The sequence below is a fragment of the Micromonospora sp. WMMD812 genome, from assembly GCF_027497215.1.
Classification (GTDB): Bacteria; Actinomycetota; Actinomycetes; order Mycobacteriales; family Micromonosporaceae; genus Micromonospora.
This window is the reverse complement of the sequence record NZ_CP114904.1, coordinates 2,225,570-2,246,457: the sequence shown is the minus strand read 5'-3', so window position 1 is coordinate 2,246,457 and position 20,888 is coordinate 2,225,570. Positions and strand designations below refer to the sequence as shown.

Sequence of the window (20,888 nt, the reverse complement as noted above, 5' to 3'; positions counted from 1 at the left end):
CGCCCGCCTCCGGTCGCCCGGCAGTGTCGGCGACCGTGACCGCCCCGCCGACCGTCGGCGTCGTGGTGCCCACCCGCGACCGGCCGGAGCTGCTGCGCGCCGCGGTGCGGGCCATCCTCGACCAGGACCACCCCGGCGCGATCGAGGTCGTGGCGGTGTACGACCAGTCCGAGCCGGACCGGTCGCTCGCCGACCTGTCCCGCCCCGGCCGGCGGGTCCGGGTGATCCGCAACGACCGCACGCCCGGGCTGGCCGGGGCCCGCAACGCGGGCACCCTGGCCGTCGACGGCGAGCTGGTCGCGTTCTGCGACGACGACGACGAGTGGTTGCCGGGCAAGCTGGCCGCGCAGGTCGCCGCTCTCGCCGCCGCGCCCGGGGCGCAGTTCGTGAGCTGCGGCATCCGGGTCAGCTACGACGGGCGCCCTGTCGACCGGGTGCTCCACCTCGACCGGGTCACCCTCGCCGACCTGCTCCGGGACCGGATGACCGAGCTGCATCCGTCCACGTTCCTGATCCGCGCCGCGGCGCTGCGCGACGGGTTCGGGCTCGTCGACGAGGAGATCCCCGGCAGCTACGCGGAGGACTACGAGTTTCTGCTCCGGGCCGCGCGCAGCGCGCCGTTGGTGAACCTGCGCACCCCGTACGTGCTGGTGCGCTGGCACAAGCGGTCGTACTTCGCGCAGCGGTGGGACACCATCTCCGCGGCGCTGCAGTGGCTGCTGGACCGCTATCCCGAGTTCGCCACCGAGCCGGCGGGCGAGGCGCGGGTCACCGGGCAGATCGCCTTCGCCCGCGCCGCCTCCGGCGACCGGCGGGACGCGCTGCGCTGGGCCCGGCGCACGCTGCGGCACAACCTCCGGGAGCCCCGGGCCTACCTGGCGCTCGCGGTGGCCGGCCGGGTGGTCCGCCCCGACGCGGTGCTGCGCGCCCTGCACCGGCGGGGTCGGGGGATCTGAGCGGGGGCCGGACGCCGCCGTCCGCAGGGCGGGACGAGGCGGGCACCGCACGGAAGTGACCACCCGGCGTGACAGACTGACCGCTGTGTTGCGCTGGTTGACTGCAGGTGAATCGCACGGACCCGCCCTCGTCGCGCTGCTCGAGGGGGTGCCCGCTGGGGTCGAGGTGACCACCGGCGAGATCTCCGCCGAGCTGGCCCGACGCCGGCTCGGTTACGGCCGGGGCGCGCGGATGTCGTTCGAGCAGGACGAGGTCGAGATCATCGGCGGCCTGCGGCACGGCCGCACCATCGGCAGCCCGGTCGCCATCCGGATCGGCAACTCCGAGTGGCCCAAGTGGCGCACGGTGATGGCGGCCGACCCGGTGGACGCCGACGAGCTGGCCGGGCAGGCGCGCAACGCCCCGCTCACCCGGCCCCGACCGGGCCACGCGGACCTCGCCGGTATGCAGAAGTACGGCCACACCGACGCCCGGCCGATCCTGGAGCGGGCCAGCGCCCGGGAGACCGCCGCCCGGGTGGCCGTCGGCACCGTCGCCAAGGCGCTGGTCCAGCAGACCCTCGGCATCGAGATCGTCTCGCACGTGGTGGAGCTGGGGTCGGTCGCCGCCAAGCCCGGCCTGCGCCCGCTCCCGGAGGACGCCGGCCGCATCGACGCCGACCCGCTGCGCTGCCTCGACCCCGAGGCGAGCGCCCGGATGGTCGCCGAGGTCGACGCCGCGAAGAAGGCCGCCGACACGCTCGGTGGCGTGGTCGAGGTGCTGGCGTACGGGGTGCCGCCGGGTCTGGGCAGCCACGTGCAGTGGGACCGGAAGCTCGACGCCCGGCTGGCCGCCGCGCTGATGTCCATCCAGGCGATCAAGGGCGTGGAGATCGGCGACGGTTGGCAGCAGGCCCGCTCCCGAGGCTCCGAGGCGCACGACGAGATCATGCCCACCGCCACCGGCGTACGCCGGGTCACCGACCGGGCCGGTGGCCTGGAGGGCGGGATCACCACCGGCGAGCCGCTGCGGGTGAAGGCCGCGATGAAGCCGATCTCGTCGCTCAACCGCGCCCTCGCCACGGTGGACGTGACCACCGGCGAGCCGGCCACCGCCATCAACCAGCGGTCGGACGTCTGTGCCGTCCCCGCCGCGGCGGTGGTGGCCGAGGCGATGGTCGCCCTCGTCCTGGCCGAGGCGGCCGTGGAGAAGTTCGGCGGCGACTCGGTGGCCGAGATCCGCCGCAACCTGACCGGCTACCTGGACGCCCTGGTGATCCGGTGAGCGGGACGCGACCCGTCTGCGTCCTGGTCGGGGCACCGGGCTCCGGCAAGACCACGGTCGGCCAGGCGCTCGCCGCCGCGCTGGGGGTGGAGTTCCGCGACACCGACCTCGACATCGAGCGGATGGCCGGCAAGCCGATCCCGGAGATCTTCGTCGACGAGGGCGAGGCGCACTTCCGTACCCTCGAACGGGCCGCGGTGGCCGCGGCGCTCGCCTCCTGCCCGGGGGTGCTCGCCCTCGGCGGGGGCGCGGTCCTCGCCGAGGAGACCCGCGCACTGCTGGTCGGGCACCCGGTGGTGCACCTGTCCGTCGAGCTGCCCGACGCGGTGAAGCGGGTCGGTCTCGGCGCGGGCCGCCCGCTGCTGGCGATCAACCCGCGGGCCACGCTGAAGCACCTGATGGACCAGCGCCGGCCGCTCTACCAGGAGGTCGCCACCGCGACCGTGGTCACCGACGGCCGGGCCCCGGAGGAGATCGCCGCCGAGATCGCCGCCCTGCTGAAGCACTGAGGACGTCGGGCTGGACTAGGCTGCCGGCGATGGACGAGGTGACCCGGATCCCGGTCGGCGGCGAACGGCCGTACGACGTGCTGGTGGGACGCGACCTGCTCGACACGCTGCCCGGCCTGCTGCCCGGGGCGACCCGGGTGGCGCTGCTGCACGCGCCGCCGCTCAAGGAGCTGACTGACGCGCTCGGCGAGCGGCTGCGTGCCGCTGGCGTCGCTCCCTTGCCGATCGAGGTGCCGGACGCCGAGGCGGGCAAGCAGATCGACGTGGCCGCCGCCTGCTGGGACCAGCTCGGCGAGGCCGGCTTCACCCGGACCGACGCGGTCGTCGGGGTGGGCGGCGGCGCGGTGACTGACCTGGCCGGCTTCGTGGCGGCGTGTTGGCTGCGCGGCGTGCGCTGGGTGCCGGTGGCCACCTCGCTGCTCGGCATGGTCGACGCCGCGGTCGGCGGCAAGACCGGGATCAACACCGCCGCCGGCAAGAACCTGGTCGGGGCCTTTCACCCGCCGGTCGGGGTGCTCGCCGACCTGGCCACCCTGGACAGCCTGCCCCCGGCCGACCTGGCCGCCGGGCTGGCCGAGGTGGTCAAGTGCGGCTTCATCGCCGACCCGGTGATCCTCGACGTGGTCGAGGCCGACCCGGCGGCGGCCACCGACCCGACCGGTCCGGTCGCCCGGGACCTGATCGAGCGGGCGATCCGGGTCAAGGCCGACGTGGTCTCCGGTGACCTGCGCGAGTCCGGCGTCCGCGAGGTGCTCAACTACGGCCACACCCTCGCGCACGCCATCGAGAAGGTCGAGGGCTACCGCTGGCGGCACGGGCACGCCGTCGCGGTCGGTCTCGTGTACGCCGGTGCGCTGGCCCGGCTCGCCGGCCGGCTGGACGAGCCGACCGCCCGCCGGCACCGCACCACGGTCGCCGCGCTCGGCCTGCCCACCGGCTACCGGTCGGACGCCTGGCCGCAGCTGCTGGCCGCGATGCGGGTGGACAAGAAGGCCCGGGGCGACCGGCTGCGCTTCGTGGTGCTGGACGGGCTGGCCCGGCCGGCGATCCTGGAGGGGCCCGACGACGCCCTGCTGCGCGCCGCCTACGACGAGGTCGCCCAGCCGTGAAGGTGTACGTGCTGAACGGGCCGAACCTCGGCCGGCTGGGCACCCGGCAGCCCGAGGTGTACGGCGCGACCACCTACGCCGACCTAGTGGCGCTCTGCGAGTCGACCGGCCGGGAGCTGGGCCTGGACGTGACGGTCCGGCAGACCGACGCCGAGCACGAACTGCTCGGCTGGCTGCACGCCGCCGCCGACGAGGGCGCCGCGGTGGTGTTGAACCCGGCCGCCTGGTCGCACTACTCGTACGCCGTGCGGGACGCCTGCGCGATGCTGCGCGGGCCGCTCGTCGAGGTGCACATCTCCAACATCCACGCCCGCGAGGAGTTCCGGCGCCACTCGGTGGTGTCCGCGGTCGCCACCGGCGTGATCTGCGGGCTCGGCGTGGACGGCTACCGCCTCGCCCTGCACCACCTGGCCGCTCGCGCCGCCTGACCCCGCCGCCGGCCCACCCGGGTCGCCCAACCGTCCGGACAGCGCCCGGTCGGCGGCCGGACAGCGCCCGGACAGCGCCCGGAGGCGGGGCTTGGCGCAGCTAGTAGACTTGTTGGGTCTGTCCGCCAATTGATGATCAAGGCAGGAAATGGCCACCACCAACGACCTGAAGAACGGCCTGGTACTCAACCTCGACGGGGAGCTCTGGACCGTTGTCGAGTTCCAGCACGTCAAGCCCGGTAAGGGTGGTGCGTTCGTGCGTACCACGCTGAAGAACGTGCTCTCCGGCAAGGTCGTCGACAAGACCTTCAACGCGGGCACCAAGGTCGACACCGCCACCGTCGACAAGCGCACGATGCAGTACCTCTACGCCGACGGCGAGGACTACGTCTTCATGGATCTGGAGACGTTCGACCAGATCACCGTGCCCGGCGGCACCGTCGGCGAGGCCGCCAACTACCTGCTGCCCGAGGCCGAGGCGACCGTCGCCACCCACGAGGGTGTCCCGCTCTACATCGAGCTGCCGACCAGCGTCGTGCTCGAGGTCACCTACACCGAGCCGGGTCTGCAGGGCGACCGCTCGACCGGCGGCAACAAGCCGGCCACCGTCGAGACCGGCGCGACCGTGCAGGTGCCGCTCTTCATCACCACCGGCGAGAAGATCAAGGTCGACACGCGCGACGGCCGTTACCTCGGCCGCTCCTGATGGCGGAGGGCCCCAAGCAGCAGATGCCGGCGCGCCGCAAGGCGCGCAAGCGGGCGCTGGACGTGCTCTTCGAGGCCGACCTGCGTAACCGGCCGCCGGTGGAGGTGCTGGCCGGTTACCTGGAGCGGATCGAGCGGCCCCACCCGGAGCACCTGGGCTACGCGGTGGGCCTGGTCGAGGGGGTCGCCGCGCACCTGGACCGGATCGACGAGCTGATCGCCAGCTACACCGAGGGCTGGACGCTGGACCGGATGCCGGTGGTCGACCGCAACCTCGCCCGGATCGCGGTCTACGAGCTGCTCTACATCGACGAGATCGACGACGCGGTGGCGATCAGCGAGGCGGTCGAGCTGGCCCGGCAGATGTCGACCGACGACTCGCCGCGCTTCCTCAACGGGGTGCTCGGCCGGATCGCCGAGTACACCACCCGCTGAGGCGCCCGCCGACCCCGAACACGACGAAGGGCCCGTGCCGGACGGCACGGGCCCTTCGTCGTACGAGCCTCAGGAGGCGAAGAACGCCCGCGGGTCGGCGACCAGCACGCCGTGCTCGGTGAGCCGCTCGATCAGACCGGACGGCGAGGCGTCGTAGACGATCGCCAGCGCGCGCAGGTCGTCGGCGCGGATCGAGAGCACCCGGCCGTTGTAGTCGCCGCGCTGCTGCTGGATGGCACGGGCGTAGCGGGCGACGTAGGCGAGGTCCTCGGAGGCCTCGTCGTAGAGCCGCTCCAGGTCCAGCACGATCTTGCTGGTGGGCTCGTGACGTACCCCACTGCCGTCAGGCAGCAGCTCCGAGACGGGAACGCGGTAGAAGTCGGCCAGCTCGGCCAGGCGGGACACCGTGACGGCGCGGTCGCCGCGCTCGTACGAGCCGACCACCACGGCCTTCCACCGGCCGTTCGACTTCTCCTCCACACCCTGCAGGGAGAGACCCTGCTGCTGGCGGATGGAGCGCAGGCGGGCGCCCAGCGACTTGGCGTATTCAGAGGGCATTCGGACACTCCCAGTGCTGCGGGGTTCTCCCAGCGATTCGCTACGGAGCGTGACGGTACGGGGATTGCGACACCTGGTCAAGTGGTCGTGACCCTACCGTTGGGGAGCACGGGGGGAGTTATCCCCATTTCGACTGCCTGATCCAGTGGTCAGTGGCCGGCGGCGATCGGGCCGGTGACCACTGGTAACGTGGCGTGAAGCCCCGGTGCGGGCCGTTCGCGGCCGGCCCGGAGGTGTCCGACGTCCTTTAACGACCCGTCCCGTGAGGCGGGGAAGGAGGTCCGCCGTGGCCTACCCACCGGCTGCCCAGTCATCGACCGCGCGACAACCCTCGGTGAAGGTGATCCTCGCCAGCGCCGACGTGCAGCGCGTGGTCGACCGGATCGCCCACCAGATCCTGGAGAAGACCCAGGGCGCCGCCGACACGGTCCTGCTCGGCATCCCCACCCGCGGCGCCCCGCTCGCGAAGCGGCTCGCCGCCCGGATCAGCACCTTCGAGGACGTGGCCGTCCCGGTCGGTGTGCTCGACATCACTCTCTACCGCGACGACCTGCGGCGGCACGCCACCCGCGCGGTCGGGCCGACCCAGCTGCCGTCCGGCGGGATCGACGGCAAGCGGGTCATCCTCGTCGACGACGTCCTCTTCTCCGGCCGCACCGTGCGGGCCGCCCTGGACGCGCTCAGCGACGTCGGCCGGCCGGCCTCGGTGCAGCTCGCCGTCCTGGTCGACCGCGGCCACCGCGAGCTGCCCATCCGGGCCGACTACGTGGGCAAGAACATCCCGACCGCCCTGGCCGAGAGCGTGAAGGTGACGCTCTCCGAGTGCGACGGCGCCGACGGGGTCAAGCTGTACGGAGGCGATCAGGCATGATCCGGCACCTGCTCTCCGGCGCCGACCTGGACGCGCCCACCGCCACCCGGATCCTGGACACGGCCGCCGAGATGGCCACCGTCGCCGGCCGGGAGGTCAAGAAGCTGCCCGCCCTGCGCGGCCGCACGGTGGTGAACCTCTTCTACGAGGACTCCACCCGGACCCGGATCTCGTTCGAGGCGGCGGCGAAGCGACTCAGCGCCGACGTGATCAACTTTTCCGCGAAGGGGTCCAGCGTCACCAAGGGCGAGAGCCTGAAGGACACCGCGCTGACCCTCCAGGCGATGGGCGCCGACGCGGTGGTCGTCCGCCATCCCGCCTCCGGCGCCGCGCACCGGCTCGCCGACTGGGTGGACGGCTCGGTGGTCAACGCCGGCGACGGCACCCACGAGCACCCGACCCAGGCGCTGCTCGACGCGTACACCATGCGGGCCCGGCTCGGCCGGCTGGCCGGGCTGTCGGTCGCCGTGGTCGGCGACGTGCTGCACAGCCGGGTGGCCCGCTCGAACGTGCTGCTGCTGTCCACCCTCGGGGCCAAGGTCACCCTGGTCGGGCCGCCCACGCTCATCCCGGTCGACATCGCGGGCGCGCTCGCGCCCGGCACCGACGTCTGCTACGACCTCGACGCGGTGCTGCCCACCTCGGACGTGGTGATGATGCTGCGGGTGCAGCGGGAGCGGATGAACGACTCCTACTTCCCCTCCGCCCGTGAGTACGCCCGCCGCTACGGGCTGGACGGGCCGCGGATGCGCCGGCTGCCGGAGCACGCGATCGTCATGCACCCCGGCCCGATGAACCGGGGGATGGAGATCACGCCCGAGGTCGCCGACTCGCCCCGCTCCACCATCGTCGAACAGGTCGCCAACGGGGTCTCCGTCCGGATGGCCGTCCTCTACCTGCTGCTCGGGGGGAACAACGCATGACCGCGTACCTGGTCAAGGGAGTCAGCGTGCTCGGCGCCGCGCCGACCGACCTGCTGATCCGCGACGGCGTGGTGGCCGAGGTCGGCGCCGACCTCGCCGCCGGCGACGCCACGGTGGTCGACGCGGCCGGGCTGGTCGCGCTGCCCGGCCTGGTCGACCTGCACACCCACCTGCGCGAGCCCGGCCGCGAGGACGCCGAGACGGTCGAGTCCGGGTCCCGGGCGGCGGCGCTCGGTGGGTACACCGCGGTCTGCGCGATGGCGAACACCTCGCCGGTCGCCGACACCGCGGGTGTGGTCGAGCAGGTCTGGCGGCTCGGCCGCGAGGCCGGCCTGGTCGACGTGCAGCCGATCGGCGCGGTCACCGTCGGGCTGGCCGGCGAGCGCCTGGCCGAGCTGGGGGCGATGGCCGACTCCGCCGCCCGGGTGCGGATCTTCTCCGACGACGGGCACTGCGTCGCCGACCCGAAGCTCATGCGCCGGGCCCTGGAGTACGTCAAGGCGTTCGACGGGATCATCGCCCAGCACGCCGAGGAGCCCCGGCTGACCGAGGGCGCGCAGATGCACGAGGGCGAGGTCTCCACCCGGCTCGGCCTGACCGGCTGGCCGGCGGTCGCCGAGGAGGCGATCATCGCCCGGGACGTCCTGCTCGCCGAGCACGTCGGCAGCCGGCTGCACGTCTGCCACGTCTCCACCGCCGGAAGCGTGGAGGTGCTGCGGCAGGCCAAGGCCCGCGGCGTCCGGGTCACCGCCGAGGTGACCCCGCACCACCTGCTGCTCACCGACGTCCGGGCCGAGACGTACGACCCGGTCTACAAGGTCAACCCGCCGCTGCGCACGGACGAGGACGTCGCCGCCCTGCGGGCCGCCCTGACCGACGGGGTGATCGACATCATCGCCACCGACCACGCGCCGCACGCGGTGGAGGACAAGGAGTGCGAGTGGGCGTACGCCCGGCCCGGCATGCTCGGGCTGGAGACGGCGCTGTCCATCGCGCTCGACGTGCTCGGCCCGCGTTGGGACCTGATCGCCGAGCGGATGTCGCGCACCCCGGCCCGGATCGCCGGGCTGGACGGGCACGGCCTCGATCCGGCCCCGGGCGTGCCGGCCAACCTCACCCTGGTCGACCCGGCGGTCCGCCGGGTGGTCGAACCCGCGGAACTGGCCAGCCGCAGCCGCAACACCCCGTACGCCGGCATGACGCTGCCGGGTCGCGTCGTGGCGACCTTCCTGCGCGGTGAGCCGACGGTGCTCGACGGAAAGGCAACGAAGTGAAGAGGCGTCCAGCGATTCTGGTGCTGGAGGACGGGCGGACGTTCCACGGCGAGGCGTACGGCAGCGTCGGGGAGACCTTCGGCGAGGCGGTCTTCAACACCGGCATGACCGGTTACCAGGAGACCCTCACCGATCCCTCCTACCACCGGCAGGTGGTGGTGCAGACCGCGCCGCACATCGGCAACACCGGCGTGAACGCCGAGGACGACGAGTCGGCCCGCATCTGGGTCGCCGGGTACGTGGTGCGCGACCCGGCCCGGATCGGCTCCAACTGGCGCGCCACCGGCGGGCTGGAGGACCGGCTCGCGGCCGAGGGCGTGGTCGGCATCAGCGGGGTCGACACCCGGGCGCTGACCCGGCACCTGCGCGAGCGGGGCGCGATGCGGGTCGGCATCTCCAGCGTGGAGGAGGACCCGCGGGCCCTGCTGGCCCGGGTCCGCCAGGCGCCGGAGATGGTGGGCGCGGACCTCTCCGCCGAGGTCACCACGGCCCAGCCGTACGTGGTGCCGGCGCAGGGCGCGCACCGGTTCACGGTCGCCGCGCTGGACCTGGGCATCAAGCGCAACGTGCCGCGCCGGCTGGCCGCGCGCGGGGTCACCACGCACGTGCTGCCCGCCGGCTCCACCATCGACGACCTGCTCGCCACCGGCGCCGACGCGGTCTTCTTCTCGCCGGGGCCGGGCGACCCGGCCACCGCCGACGGGCCGGTCGGGCTGGCCCGGGAGGTGCTGAGCCGGCGGATCCCGCTGTTCGGCATCTGCTTCGGCAGCCAGATCCTCGGCCGGGCGCTCGGCTTCGGCACCTACAAGCTCGGCTACGGCCACCGCGGCATCAACCAGCCGGTGCTCGACCGGGCCACCGGCAAGGTCGAGGTGACCAGCCACAACCACGGGTTCGCCGTCGAGGTGGCGGGCGCGGGGGCCGGGGCGGTCGTCCCGGACCAGGTGATCGACACCGAGTTCGGCGGAGTCCAGGTGTCGCACGTCTGCCTCAACGACAACGTGGTCGAAGGCCTGCGGGCGAAGGACGTGCCCGCGTTCACGGTGCAGTACCACCCGGAGGCGGCGGCCGGCCCGCACGACGCGGACTACCTCTTCGACCGCTTCGCGGAGTTGATCGAGGGCCGGGGCCTCGACCAGGGGCGCGGCGGGAGCCGTGGCCTCGACCGGAACCACAGCGAAGGCGGAAAGTAATGCCGAAGCGGACCGATCTGAAGCACATCCTGGTGATCGGCTCGGGCCCGATCGTGATCGGGCAGGCCTGCGAGTTCGACTACTCGGGCACGCAGGCGTGCCGGGTGCTGCGCAGCGAGGGGATCCGGGTCAGCCTGGTCAACTCCAACCCGGCGACGATCATGACGGATCCGGAGTTCGCCGACGCGACGTACGTCGAGCCGATCACCCCGGAGTTCGTCGAGCTGGTCATCGCCAAGGAGCGGCCGGACGCGATCCTGCCCACCCTGGGTGGGCAGACCGCGCTGAACACCGCCGTCGCCCTGCACGAGGCCGGGGTGCTGGAGAAGTACGGCGTCGAGCTGATCGGCGCCAACATCGAGGCCATCAACCGCGGCGAGGACCGGCAGCTGTTCAAGGACATCGTGGCGAAGGCCGGCGTGCGGCTCGGCATCGAGGACCCGGCCGGCCTGGTGCCCCGGTCGCGGGTCTGCCACTCGATGGCCGAGGTCGAGGAGACCGTCGCCGAGCTGGGCCTGCCGGTGGTGATCCGGCCGTCGTTCACGATGGGCGGTCTCGGCTCCGGCATGGCGCACACCCCGGAGGACCTCGCCCGCATCGCCGGCGACGGCCTCGCCGCCAGCCCGGTGCACGAGGTGCTCATCGAGGAGAGCGTGCTCGGCTGGAAGGAGTACGAGCTCGAGCTGATGCGTGACCGCCACGACAACGTCGTCGTGGTCTGCTCGATCGAGAACGTCGACCCGATGGGCGTGCACACCGGCGACAGCGTCACCGTCGCCCCCGCGATGACCCTCACCGATCGGGAGTACCAGCGGCTGCGCGACCTGGGCATCGCGGTGCTGCGCGAGGTCGGGGTGGACACCGGCGGGTGCAACATCCAGTTCGCGGTCAACCCGGCCGACGGCCGGATCGTCGTGATCGAGATGAACCCCCGGGTGTCCCGCTCCTCGGCGCTGGCCTCCAAGGCGACCGGCTTCCCGATCGCGAAGATCGCCGCCAAGCTCGCGATCGGCTACACGCTGGACGAGATCCCCAACGACATCACGCTGAAGACCCCGGCGGCCTTCGAGCCGGCGCTGGACTACGTGGTCGTCAAGATTCCGCGGTTCGCCTTCGAGAAGTTCCCCGGCGCCGACCCGGAGCTGACCACCACCATGAAGTCGGTCGGCGAGGCGATGAGCCTCGGGCGCAACTTCACCGAGGCGCTGAACAAGGCGATGCGCTCGATGGAGACCAGGGCGGGCGGCTTCTGGAGCGTGCCGGATCCGCAGGGGGCCACCAAGGAGAACACGCTCGCCGCGCTGCGTACGCCGCACGACGGGCGGCTCTACACCGTGGAGCGCGCGCTGCGGCTGGGCGCGTCGATCGCCGAGGTGGCCGCCGCCTCGGGCGGGATCGACCCGTGGTTCCTCGACCAGATCGCCGGGCTCGTGGAGCTGCGGGACGAGATCGTCGCCGCGCCGGTGCTCGACGCGGCGCTGCTGCGCCGGGCGAAGCGGGCCGGCCTCTCCGACCGGCAGCTCGCCGCGCTCCGGCCGGAGCTGGCCGCCGAGGACGGCGTACGGACCCTGCGGCACCGGCTCGACGTCCGGCCGGTCTACAAGACCGTGGACACCTGCGCGGCCGAGTTCTCCGCCACCACGCCGTACCACTACTCGTCGTACGACAGCGAGACCGAGGTCGTCGGGTCGGACCGGCCGAAGGTGCTGATCCTCGGCTCCGGGCCGAACCGGATCGGGCAGGGCATCGAGTTCGACTACTCCTGCGTGCACGCGGTGCAGGCGTTGCGGGGCGCGCCGATCGGCGGAGCCGCGGCGTCCGGTTCCGGCGCCGACGGCGTCGGGTTCGAGACCGTGATGGTCAACTGCAACCCGGAGACCGTCTCCACCGACTACGACACCGCCGACCGGCTCTACTTCGAGCCGCTCACCTTCGAGGACGTGCTGGAGGTGTGGCACGCGGAGGACTCCTCCGGCAAGGCGGCCGGCGGGCCGGGCGTGGTCGGGGTGATCGTGCAGCTCGGCGGGCAGACCCCGCTGGGCCTGGCGCAGCGGCTCAAGGACGCCGGGGTGCCGGTGGTCGGCACCTCGCCGGAGTCGATCCACCTCGCCGAGGAGCGGGGCGCGTTCGGCGCGCTGCTGGCCCGCGCCGGGCTGCGCGCTCCGGCGCACGGCCTGGCCACGTCGTACGACGAGGCGAGGGGGATCGCCGAGGAGATCGGCTACCCGGTGCTGGTGCGTCCGTCGTACGTGCTGGGCGGGCGGGGCATGGAGATCGTCTACGACGACCCGACCCTGCGCGACTACATCGGCCGGGCCACCGACATCTCGCCCGACCACCCGGTGCTCGTGGACCGGTTCCTCGACGACGCCATCGAGATCGACGTGGACGCGCTCTGCGACGCCGACGGCGAGGTCTACCTCGGCGGCGTGATGGAGCACATCGAGGAGGCCGGCATCCACTCCGGCGACTCGTCGTGCGCCCTGCCGCCGATCACCCTGGCCGGCTCGCACCTGGCCGAGGTCCGGCGGTACACCGAGGCCATCGCCCGGGGCGTCGGGGTGCGGGGCCTGCTCAACGTGCAGTACGCGCTCAAGGACGACGTGCTGTACGTGCTGGAGGCGAACCCGCGGGCGTCGCGGACCGTGCCGTTCGTCTCGAAGGCGACCGCGGTGCCGCTGGCCAAGGCGGCGGCCCGGATCGCGCTCGGCGCCACCATCGCCGAGCTGCGCGCCGAGGGGCTGCTCCCGGCGACCGGGGACGGCGGCACGATGCCGGCGGACGCCCCGATCGCGGTGAAGGAGGCGGTGCTGCCGTTCAAGCGGTTCCGCACCCGGGCCGGCAAGGGGATCGACTCGCTGCTCGGCCCGGAGATGAAGTCCACCGGCGAGGTGATGGGCATCGACACCGGCTTCGGGCAGGCCTTCGCCAAGTCGCAGGCGGCCGCGTACGGGTCGCTGCCGACCGGTGGGCGGATCTTCGTCTCGGTGGCCAACCGGGACAAGCGTGGGATGATCTTCCCGATCAAGCGCCTGGCCGACCTCGGCTTCGAGATCGTCGCCACCACCGGCACCGCCGAGGTGCTGCGCCGGCACGGCATCGCCTGCGAGCAGATCCGCAAGCACTACGAGGCGGGCGAGGGCGAGGACGCGGTCTCGATGATCCTCGGCGGCGACGTGGCCCTGGTGGTGAACACCCCGCAGGGCTCCGGCGCGAGCGCCCGCTCCGACGGGTACGAGATCCGCAGCGCGGCGGTCACCGCGGACATCCCCTGCATCACCACCGTGCCGGGCGCCGCCGCCGCGGTGATGGGCATCGAGGCGCGCATCCGCGGCGACATGCGGGTCCGTCCGCTCCAGGACCTCCACGCCGCGCTGCGAGCCGCCCAGTGATGTTCGAGCGGGCGGTGCGGCCCGCGCTGTTCCGGATCGGGGGCGGGGACGCCGAGGCGGCGCACGAGTGGACGCTGCGGCGGCTCGCCGCCACGTCGCGGTCGCCGCTGCTCCTCGCGGGGCTGCGGGCCCGGTACGCGGTGCGCGCGCCGCGGACCGTGTTCGGGGTCGAGTTCCCCAACCCGGTCGGCCTGGCCGCCGGGATGGACAAGAACGGCGTCGCGCTGCCCGCCTGGCCGGCGTTGGGCTTCGGCTTCGTCGAGGTCGGCACGGTGACCGCGCACGCCCAGCCGGGCAACCCCCGGCCCCGGCTGTTCCGGCTGCGGGACAGCACGGCCGTGATCAACCGGATGGGCTTCAACAACGCGGGCGCCGACGCCCTCGCGGCCCGGCTGGCGGCGCTGCCGCGGCCGCTCGGTGTCCCGCTGGGCATCTCGCTCGGCAAGTCCAAGGTGACCCCGCTGGACGACGCGGTGGGGGACTACCTCGCCTCCTACCGGGCGCTGCACGCGTACGGCGACTACTTCGCGGTCAACGTCTCCTCGCCCAACACCCCGGGGCTGCGGTCGTTGCAGGACCGGGCCCACCTGGACGCGCTGTTGACGGCGCTGGTGGGGGAGAAGCCGGTGCTCGTCAAGATCGCTCCGGACCTCACCGAGCCGGCGATCGCCGAGCTGCTGGAGGTCTGCCTGGCCCGGGGCGCGGCCGGGGTGATTGCCACCAACACCACACTGGCCCGCGACGGCCTGGCCGCCGCCGACCAGCCCCGCGCCGCGGAGGCCGGCGGCCTGTCCGGCCGGCCGCTCACCGCCCGGGCGCGGGAGGTGGTCTCGTTCGTGCACCGGGAGACCGGCGGCCGGCTGCCGGTCATCGGGGTGGGCGGGATCCTCGACCCGGACGACGCGGCCCGGATGCTGGACGCCGGCGCCGGCCTGGTCCAGCTCTACACCGGCTTCATCTACCGGGGCCCGGCCCTGGTCCGCGCGGCCGCCCGCGCGGTGTCCGCGCCCCGCGTGCCATGAGCCCCGCGATCGTGCACTTTCCGCCCCGGCCTATGTCGCAGAACCGGACGAAGCAAGGGCCACAAGTGCGAGATCGCGGGGTGCCAGTCCTGGGAGGAACAGCGTGACACCTGAGGAGATCCTCGCGGCGGACCGGGCGCACGTCTGGCACCCCTACGCGGCGCTGCCGCCGGCCAGTGCGCCCTACGTGGTGGAGGGCGCGCAGGGCGTACGGCTGCGGCTGGCCGACGGCCGGGAGCTGGTGGACGGGATGTCGTCCTGGTGGGCGGCGATCCACGGTTACCGCCACCCGGTGCTCGACGCGGCGGTGACCGACCAACTCGGCCGGATGAGCCACGTCATGTTCGGCGGGCTGACCCACGGGCCGGCGGTGCGGCTGGCGGAGACGCTGGTCGAGATCGCCCCGGGCGGCCTGGAGCACGTCTTCCTGTGCGACTCCGGCTCGGTGAGCGTCGAGGTCGCGATCAAGATGTGCCTGCAGTACCAGCGGGCCACCGGGCGGCCGGAACGCCGCCGGTTGGGCACCTGGCGGGGGGGCTACCACGGCGACACCTTCCACCCGATGAGCGTCTGCGACCCGGAGGGAGGCATGCACCACCTCTGGGGCGACGTGCTGCCCCGGCAGGTCTTCGCGCCGGTCCCGCCGGGCGGCTTCGACGGCCCGCCCGACCCGGCGTACTGCGCGGCCCTGGCCGACTCGGTGGAGCGGCACGCGCACGAGCTGGCCGCGGTGATCGTCGAGCCGGTCGTGCAGGGCGCCGGCGGGATGCGCTTCCACCACCCGGAGTACCTGCGGGTGCTGCGCGAGGCGACCCGGGCGCACGGGGTGCTGCTCATCTTCGACGAGATCGCCACCGGGTTCGGCCGGACCGGCGCCATGTTCGCCGCCGAGCACGCCGGTGTGGTGCCGGACGTGATGTGCGTGGGCAAGGCGCTCACCGGCGGCTACCTCACCCTGGCCGCGGCGCTGTGCACGGCGGAGATCGCCCAGGGGATCTCCGCCACGGGGGTGCTGGCGCACGGTCCGACGTTCATGGGCAACCCGCTCGCCTGCGCGGTCGCCAACGCCTCCATCGGCCTGCTGCGGGCCGGTGACTGGGCGGCCGAGGTGGCCCGGGTGGGTGCGGGGTTGCGGGCCGGCCTGGCGCCGCTGCGCGGCGCGCCGGGGGTGGCCGACGTGCGGGTGCTGGGCGCGATCGGGGTGGTGCAGCTCGACCACGAGGTGGACCTGGCCGCCGCCACCGCCGCGGCCGTCGCCCAGGGGGTCTGGCTGCGACCGTTCCGGGACCTGGTCTACACGATGCCGCCGTACGTCACCGACGACGCCGACCTGGCCCGGATCGCGGCCGGCGTGGCGGCGGCGGTGAAGGCCGGCTGAGCCGGCCCGGGGGCACCAGCGGTACCGGGCGGCAGTGGCCGGCCGGGCGGGAGCGCGAGGAGAGGGAGAGACGGATGGAGAGCTTCGGCGCCCGACTGCACCGGGCGATCGTGGAGCGGGGGCCGCTGTGTGTCGGCATCGACCCGCATCCGGGTCTGCTGGCCCGCTGGGGGCTGCCGGACGACGTGGCGGGGCTCGACCGGTTCGCCCGGACCGTCGTGGAAGCCCTCGGTGACCGGGTTGCGGTGGTCAAGCCTCAGTCGGCCTTCTTCGAGCGGTTCGGCGCCCGGGGTGTCGCGATTCTTGAGTCAACTATCCGACAGTTACGAGATCGCGGCTCGCTCGTTCTGCTTGACGCGAAGCGTGGCGACATCGGCTCGACGGTCCACGCGTACGCGTCGGCGTACCTCGATCCATCCAGTCCGCTGTATGCCGACGCGGTCACCGCGAGCCCCTACCTGGGAGTAGGTTCACTCGCCCCGATGTTCGAACTCGCCGCCGAGCACGGCGGTGGAGTCTTCGTCCTGGCTCTCACGTCGAACCCCGAGGGGGCCGCCGTGCAGCACGCCCGTACGCCCGACGGCCGGACCGTCGCGCAGACCGTGATCGACGAGATTTCCCAGCTCAACGCGGGTGTGGACCCCCTCGGCAGCTTCGGCCTGGTGGTCGGCGCGACCATCGGTGACACCGGTCACGACCTGTCCCGGGTGGGGGGTCCGCTGCTCGCCCCGGGGCTCGGTGCGCAGGGCGCGACCGCCGCCGATCTGCGGACCGTCTTCGGCTCCAGCCTGTCCGCGGTGCTCCCCTCGTACTCCCGGGAGGTGCTCGGCGCCGGACCCGACGAGGATGCCCTGCGGGCCGCCGCGGAGCGGGTCCTGGCAGACTGCCGGGCCGTCCTGCCAGCCCGCTGACTGACTGATTGCTCCGTCACTTTGCGATGATCATGGCGCGCCCACGTTGCCGAAAGCTCCGTTGACCGCTAGTTTTCCCCGCGCTGGGAACCACGGACCCCTTGGTTCACAGCGACACCACGTTTCACAGATGCGGCGGTGCGTCCGCCCGTCGCGATAGGGACCTGAGGAGAACTGGTGCCGCTCCCGTCACTGACCCCCGAACAGCGCGCTGCCGCGCTGGAGAAGGCCGCGGAGATCCGCAAGGCCCGTGCCGAGCTGAAGGAGCAGCTCAAGCAGGGCAAGACCACCCTTGGCGCCGTCCTTGAGCGCGCCGAGGCCGACGACGTCGTGGGCAAGCTCAAGGTGTCGGCGGTCCTGCAGGCGATGCCGGGCATCGGCAAGATCCGGGCCACCCAGATCATGGAGAAGCTCAAGATCGCTGACAGCCGTCGCCTGCGGGGCCTCGGCGAGCAGCAGCGCAAGGCACTGCTTGGAGAGTTCGCCGCCAACTGAGTCAGGCGGCGTGTAGAAACAAGCAGTGAGCACGGATGGTGAGGCGCGCCCGACGGCCCGGCTCACTGTCCTGGCCGGCCCCTCGGGGTCCGGTCGGGAGAGTGTCGTCGAGCTCGTCCGGGCGCGTTCTCCCTCCGTGTGGCGGCCGGTGCCGGCGACCACCCGACCCCGCCGCGCCGGCGAGGTCGACGGGGTGGACCGGATCTTCCTGACCCCGGCCGAGTTCGACGGGTTGATCGCGTCCGGCGCCCTCCTGGAGTGGGCCCGGACCGGGCCGCACCGGCGCGGCACGCCGTACGAGCCGCTGCGCTCCCGGCTCGCCGCCGGGCAGCCGGTGCTGCTCCCGCTCGACGTCCCGGGCGCGCTGGCCGTGCGGGAACGCGTCTCCGATGCCCTGTTGGTGCTGCTCTGCCCGCCCGGATACCGCCCGGAGCCGGCGGTCTCCGAGGCCTTCGAACTCGCCCTGACGCATGACCTGACCGATCGGGTCGCGGATGAGCTGGTAGGCTTGTTCGGTTCTTCTTATCCGACTCCGGCCCGACCGCGGGTGCTCGGTTAGGAGTCGGCCGCGGTCCGAAGCCGGTCGCGGCTCAGAGTCAGCACCGCGTCCGCGCGGATCGACAGACGCAGAGGTTATTTCGTGGGATCCATCGCCACCAACCCCGAAGGCATCACCAACCCGCCGATCGACGAGCTCCTCGAGAAGACGACGTCGAAGTACGCGCTGGTCATCTTCGCCGCCAAGCGTGCCCGTCAGGTCAACGCCTACTACAGCCAGCTCGGTGAGGGCCTGCTGGAGTACGTCGGCCCGCTGGTCGAGACCACCCCGCAGGAGAAGCCGCTCTCCATCGCCATGCGCGAGATCAACGCCGGCCTGCTCACCGCCGAGCCGACCGACCAGCCGTAACCCGCCGCACCGCGATGTCCGCCGGGATCGTCCTCGGGGTCGGTGGCGGCATCGCCGCCTACAAGGCGTGTGAGCTGCTGCGGCTCTTCACCGAATCGGGCCACCGGGTCCGCGTCGTGCCGACCGCGTCGGCGCTCCGCTTCGTCGGCGCGCCGACCTGGGCGGCGCTCTCCGGTCAGCCGGTCGCCGACGACGTCTGGTCCGAGGTGCACGAGGTGCCGCACGTCCGGCTCGGCCAGCAGGCCGACCTGGTGGTCGTCGCACCGGCCACCGCCGACCTGCTTGCCAAGGCGGCGAACGGCCTCGCCGACGACCTGCTCACCAACACCCTGCTCACCGCCCGCTGCCCGGTGGTGCTGGCTCCGGCCATGCACACCGAGATGTGGGAGCACCCGGCCACCGCGGCCAACGTGGCCACGCTGCGGGCCCGCGGGGTCCGGGTGATCGAGCCCGCGGTCGGGCGGCTCACCGGCGTCGACACCGGCAAGGGCCGGTTGCCCGACCCGACGGAGATCTTCGCCGTCGCCCGCCGGGTGCTCACCCGCGGCGTCGACGCCCCGGCCGACCTGGCCGGCCGCCGCGTGGTGGTGACCGCCGGCGGCACCCGTGAGCCGCTGGACCCGGTCCGGTTCCTCGGCAACCGGTCCTCGGGCAAGCAGGGCTACGCGTTCGCCCGTTCGGCGGTGGCCCGGGGCGCCCGGGTCACCCTGATCGCGGCCAACGTCACCCTCGCCGACCCGGCCGGGGTCGACCTGGTGCGGGTGGGCACGACGGGGGAGCTGCGGGAGGCGACGCTGAAGGCCGCCGTGGACGCCGACGCCGTGGTGATGGCGGCGGCTCCGGCAGATTTCCGCCCGGCCGTCTACGCGCCTGGCAAAATCAAGAAGGCGGACGACGGCAGCGCGCCCACCATCGAACTCGTCACCAACCCGGACATCGCCGCCGAGTTGGGCAGCCGCCGTCGCCCCGAGCAGGTGCTGGTGGTGTTCGCCGCCGAGACCGGCGACGCCGAGGCCAACGGCCGGGCCAAACTGGCCCGGAAGCGGGCCGACCTCATCGTCATCAACGAGGTGGGGCCGGACAAGGTCTTCGGCGCCGAGACCAACGCGGCGACCGTCATCGGCGCGGACGGTTCGGTCAGCCGGATGCCCGAACAGTCCAAGGAAGACCTCGCCGACGGCGTCTGGGACCTCGTGGTGACGCGGCTGGCCGGTCACTCCTGAGGGTTGGAAAGCGCGCGACCAACTCCGCCACCCCCGTCCGTGGTGACTAGACTGCCGCGGAACGACTTTCACACGCTTTAGGAGTGCCGTGACACGCCGCCTCTTCACGTCCGAATCGGTCACGGAAGGCCACCCGGACAAGATCGCCGACCAGATCAGCGACGGCATCCTCGATGCGCTGCTCGCCGAGGATCCCCGCAGCCGGGTCGCGGTGGAAACCATGATCACCACCGGCCAGGTGCACATCGCGGGCGAGGTGACCACCAAGGCGTACGCGGACATCCCGACCATCGTCCGCAAGACCATCCTCGACATCGGATACGACTCGTCGAAGAAGGGCTTCGACGGCGCCTCCTGCGGCGTGAGCGTCTCCATCGGCGCGCAGTCCGAGGACATCGCGCAGGGCGTCGACAACGCCTTCGAGCTGCGTACCGGCGCGTCGGAGAGCGCGCTGGACGCCCAGGGCGCCGGCGACCAGGGCATGATGTTCGGCTTCGCCTGCTCCGAGACGCCGGAGCTGATGCCGCTGCCGATCGCCCTCGCGCACCGGCTGGCCCGGCGGCTCGCCGCCGTCCGCAAGGACGGCACGATCCCCTACCTGCGTCCGGACGGCAAGACCCAGGTCACCATCGAGTACGAGGGCCTGCGCCCGGTCCGCCTGAACACCGTGGTCGTGTCCAGCCAGCACGCCGCCGACATCTCGCTCGACTCGCTGCTCACCCCGGACGTGCGCGACCACGTCATCGCGCCCGAGCTGGAGAGCCTCGGCCTGGACACCGAGGGCTACCGGCTGCTGGTCAACCCGACCGGCCGCTTCGAGATCGGCGGGCCGATGGGCGACGCCGGCCTCACCGGCCGCAAGATCATTGTCGACACCTACGGCGGCTACGCCCGGCACGGCGGCGGCGCCTTCTCCGGCAAGGACCCGTCGAAGGTGGACCGCTCCGCCGCGTACGCGATGCGCTGGGTGGCCAAGAACGTGGTCGCCGCCGGCCTCGCCGAGCGCTGCGAGGCCCAGGTCGCGTACGCGATCGGCAAGGCGCACCCGGTCAGCCTCTTCATCGAGACCTTCGGCACCGAGACCGTGCCGGTCGCCTCGATCGAGGAAGCCGTCACCGAGGTCTTCGACCTGCGGCCGGCCGCGATCATCCGGGACCTCAACCTGCTCCGCCCCATCTACCAGCAGACCGCGGCGTACGGGCACTTCGGCCGGGAACTGCCGGACCTGACCTGGGAGAGCACCGACCGGGCCGCCGACCTCAAGTCGGCCGCGGGAGCCTGACCGGCACCTCGCGCAGCGACCGGCGATCCGCGGACGGGTCGCCGGTCGCTCGT

The 20,888-nt window shown here is 73.0% G+C and carries 21 protein-coding genes; 20 read left to right on the top strand and 1 reads right to left on the bottom strand.

The window, feature by feature from the left end; all coding sequences use genetic code 11:
• Positions 1-35: 35 nt before the first annotated feature.
• The 7 genes from O7603_RS10165 (at position 36) to nusB (ending at position 5,406) form a co-directional block, all read left to right on the top strand.
• Complete coding sequence (locus tag O7603_RS10165; protein ID WP_281575445.1) at positions 36-956, top strand: glycosyltransferase; 921 nt, start codon at positions 36-38, stop codon at positions 954-956.
• An 85-nt stretch (positions 957-1,041) separates the two neighbouring features.
• The gene (gene aroC / locus O7603_RS10160; protein ID WP_281575444.1) at positions 1,042-2,220 is read left to right on the top strand and encodes a chorismate synthase; all 1,179 of its coding nucleotides are present in this window, start codon (positions 1,042-1,044) and stop codon (positions 2,218-2,220) included.
• Complete coding sequence (locus tag O7603_RS10155; RefSeq protein ID WP_281575443.1) at positions 2,217-2,729, top strand: shikimate kinase; 513 nt, start codon at positions 2,217-2,219, stop codon at positions 2,727-2,729. Before aroC ends, O7603_RS10155 begins: the two co-directional genes overlap by 4 nt.
• Positions 2,730-2,758: 29 nt before the next feature.
• Entirely contained in the window at positions 2,759-3,838 is a 1,080-nt protein-coding gene (aroB, locus tag O7603_RS10150; RefSeq protein ID WP_281575442.1) for a 3-dehydroquinate synthase, read from the top strand.
• Positions 3,835-4,266 carry a type II 3-dehydroquinate dehydratase gene (gene aroQ / locus O7603_RS10145; protein WP_281575441.1) on the top strand — a complete coding sequence of 144 codons (432 nt, stop codon included), beginning with the start codon at positions 3,835-3,837 and terminating at the stop codon, positions 4,264-4,266. Before aroB ends, aroQ begins: the two co-directional genes overlap by 4 nt.
• A 148-nt stretch (positions 4,267-4,414) precedes the next feature.
• Positions 4,415-4,972 carry an elongation factor P gene (gene efp / locus O7603_RS10140; protein ID WP_281575440.1) on the top strand — a complete coding sequence of 186 codons (558 nt, stop codon included), beginning with the start codon at positions 4,415-4,417 and terminating at the stop codon, positions 4,970-4,972.
• Positions 4,973-4,995: 23 nt separating this feature from the next.
• Positions 4,996-5,406: a transcription antitermination factor NusB gene (nusB, locus tag O7603_RS10135; RefSeq protein ID WP_281576654.1), complete on the top strand. Its 411-nt coding sequence runs from the start codon at positions 4,996-4,998 to the stop codon at positions 5,404-5,406.
• A 69-nt stretch (positions 5,407-5,475) separates the two neighbouring features.
• On the opposite strand, the gene O7603_RS10130 is transcribed toward nusB, so the two are convergent.
• Positions 5,476-5,964: a helix-turn-helix domain-containing protein gene (locus tag O7603_RS10130; RefSeq protein WP_013285505.1), complete on the bottom strand. Its 489-nt coding sequence runs from the start codon at positions 5,962-5,964 to the stop codon at positions 5,476-5,478.
• Positions 5,965-6,250: 286 nt separating this feature from the next.
• Between O7603_RS10130 and pyrR the strand changes: the two genes are divergently transcribed.
• The 13 genes from pyrR (at position 6,251) to metK (ending at position 20,835) form a co-directional block, all read left to right on the top strand.
• Positions 6,251-6,835, top strand: coding sequence for a bifunctional pyr operon transcriptional regulator/uracil phosphoribosyltransferase PyrR (pyrR, locus tag O7603_RS10125; RefSeq protein ID WP_281575439.1), 585 nt, complete (start codon positions 6,251-6,253; stop codon positions 6,833-6,835).
• A complete protein-coding gene (locus tag O7603_RS10120) occupies positions 6,832-7,758 on the top strand; it encodes an aspartate carbamoyltransferase catalytic subunit (RefSeq protein WP_281575438.1) in 927 nt (308 codons plus the stop codon). The genes pyrR and O7603_RS10120 overlap by 4 nt, the downstream gene beginning before the upstream one ends.
• Positions 7,755-9,032, top strand: coding sequence for a dihydroorotase (locus O7603_RS10115; RefSeq protein WP_281575437.1), 1,278 nt, complete (start codon positions 7,755-7,757; stop codon positions 9,030-9,032). Before O7603_RS10120 ends, O7603_RS10115 begins: the two co-directional genes overlap by 4 nt.
• Positions 9,029-10,225 carry a glutamine-hydrolyzing carbamoyl-phosphate synthase small subunit gene (gene carA, locus O7603_RS10110; RefSeq protein ID WP_281575436.1) on the top strand — a complete coding sequence of 399 codons (1,197 nt, stop codon included), beginning with the start codon at positions 9,029-9,031 and terminating at the stop codon, positions 10,223-10,225. Before O7603_RS10115 ends, carA begins: the two co-directional genes overlap by 4 nt.
• Positions 10,225-13,617, top strand: a complete 3,393-nt coding sequence (gene carB, locus O7603_RS10105; protein WP_281575435.1) for a carbamoyl-phosphate synthase large subunit — start codon at positions 10,225-10,227, stop codon at positions 13,615-13,617. The genes carA and carB overlap by 1 nt, the downstream gene beginning before the upstream one ends.
• Positions 13,614-14,639: a quinone-dependent dihydroorotate dehydrogenase gene (locus O7603_RS10100; protein WP_281575434.1), complete on the top strand. Its 1,026-nt coding sequence runs from the start codon at positions 13,614-13,616 to the stop codon at positions 14,637-14,639. The genes carB and O7603_RS10100 overlap by 4 nt, the downstream gene beginning before the upstream one ends.
• A 103-nt stretch (positions 14,640-14,742) precedes the next feature.
• The gene (locus tag O7603_RS10095) at positions 14,743-16,017 is read left to right on the top strand and encodes an adenosylmethionine--8-amino-7-oxononanoate transaminase (protein ID WP_281575433.1); all 1,275 of its coding nucleotides are present in this window, start codon (positions 14,743-14,745) and stop codon (positions 16,015-16,017) included.
• Positions 16,018-16,091: 74 nt separating this feature from the next.
• Positions 16,092-16,928 carry an orotidine-5'-phosphate decarboxylase gene (pyrF, locus tag O7603_RS10090; RefSeq protein ID WP_281575432.1) on the top strand — a complete coding sequence of 279 codons (837 nt, stop codon included), beginning with the start codon at positions 16,092-16,094 and terminating at the stop codon, positions 16,926-16,928.
• 177 nt (positions 16,929-17,105) lie between these two features.
• A complete protein-coding gene (gene mihF / locus O7603_RS10085) occupies positions 17,106-17,423 on the top strand; it encodes an integration host factor, actinobacterial type (RefSeq protein ID WP_281575431.1) in 318 nt (105 codons plus the stop codon).
• Positions 17,424-17,448: 25 nt separating this feature from the next.
• A complete protein-coding gene (locus tag O7603_RS10080; RefSeq protein ID WP_281575430.1) occupies positions 17,449-17,982 on the top strand; it encodes a guanylate kinase in 534 nt (177 codons plus the stop codon).
• 81 nt (positions 17,983-18,063) lie between these two features.
• Positions 18,064-18,330, top strand: coding sequence for a DNA-directed RNA polymerase subunit omega (rpoZ, locus tag O7603_RS10075; RefSeq protein ID WP_013285517.1), 267 nt, complete (start codon positions 18,064-18,066; stop codon positions 18,328-18,330).
• 14 nt (positions 18,331-18,344) lie between these two features.
• The gene (coaBC, locus tag O7603_RS10070) at positions 18,345-19,553 is read left to right on the top strand and encodes a bifunctional phosphopantothenoylcysteine decarboxylase/phosphopantothenate--cysteine ligase CoaBC (protein ID WP_281575429.1); all 1,209 of its coding nucleotides are present in this window, start codon (positions 18,345-18,347) and stop codon (positions 19,551-19,553) included.
• A gap of 88 nt (positions 19,554-19,641) precedes the next feature.
• Positions 19,642-20,835, top strand: a complete 1,194-nt coding sequence (gene metK, locus O7603_RS10065; RefSeq protein ID WP_281575428.1) for a methionine adenosyltransferase — start codon at positions 19,642-19,644, stop codon at positions 20,833-20,835.
• Positions 20,836-20,888: the final 53 nt, after the last annotated feature.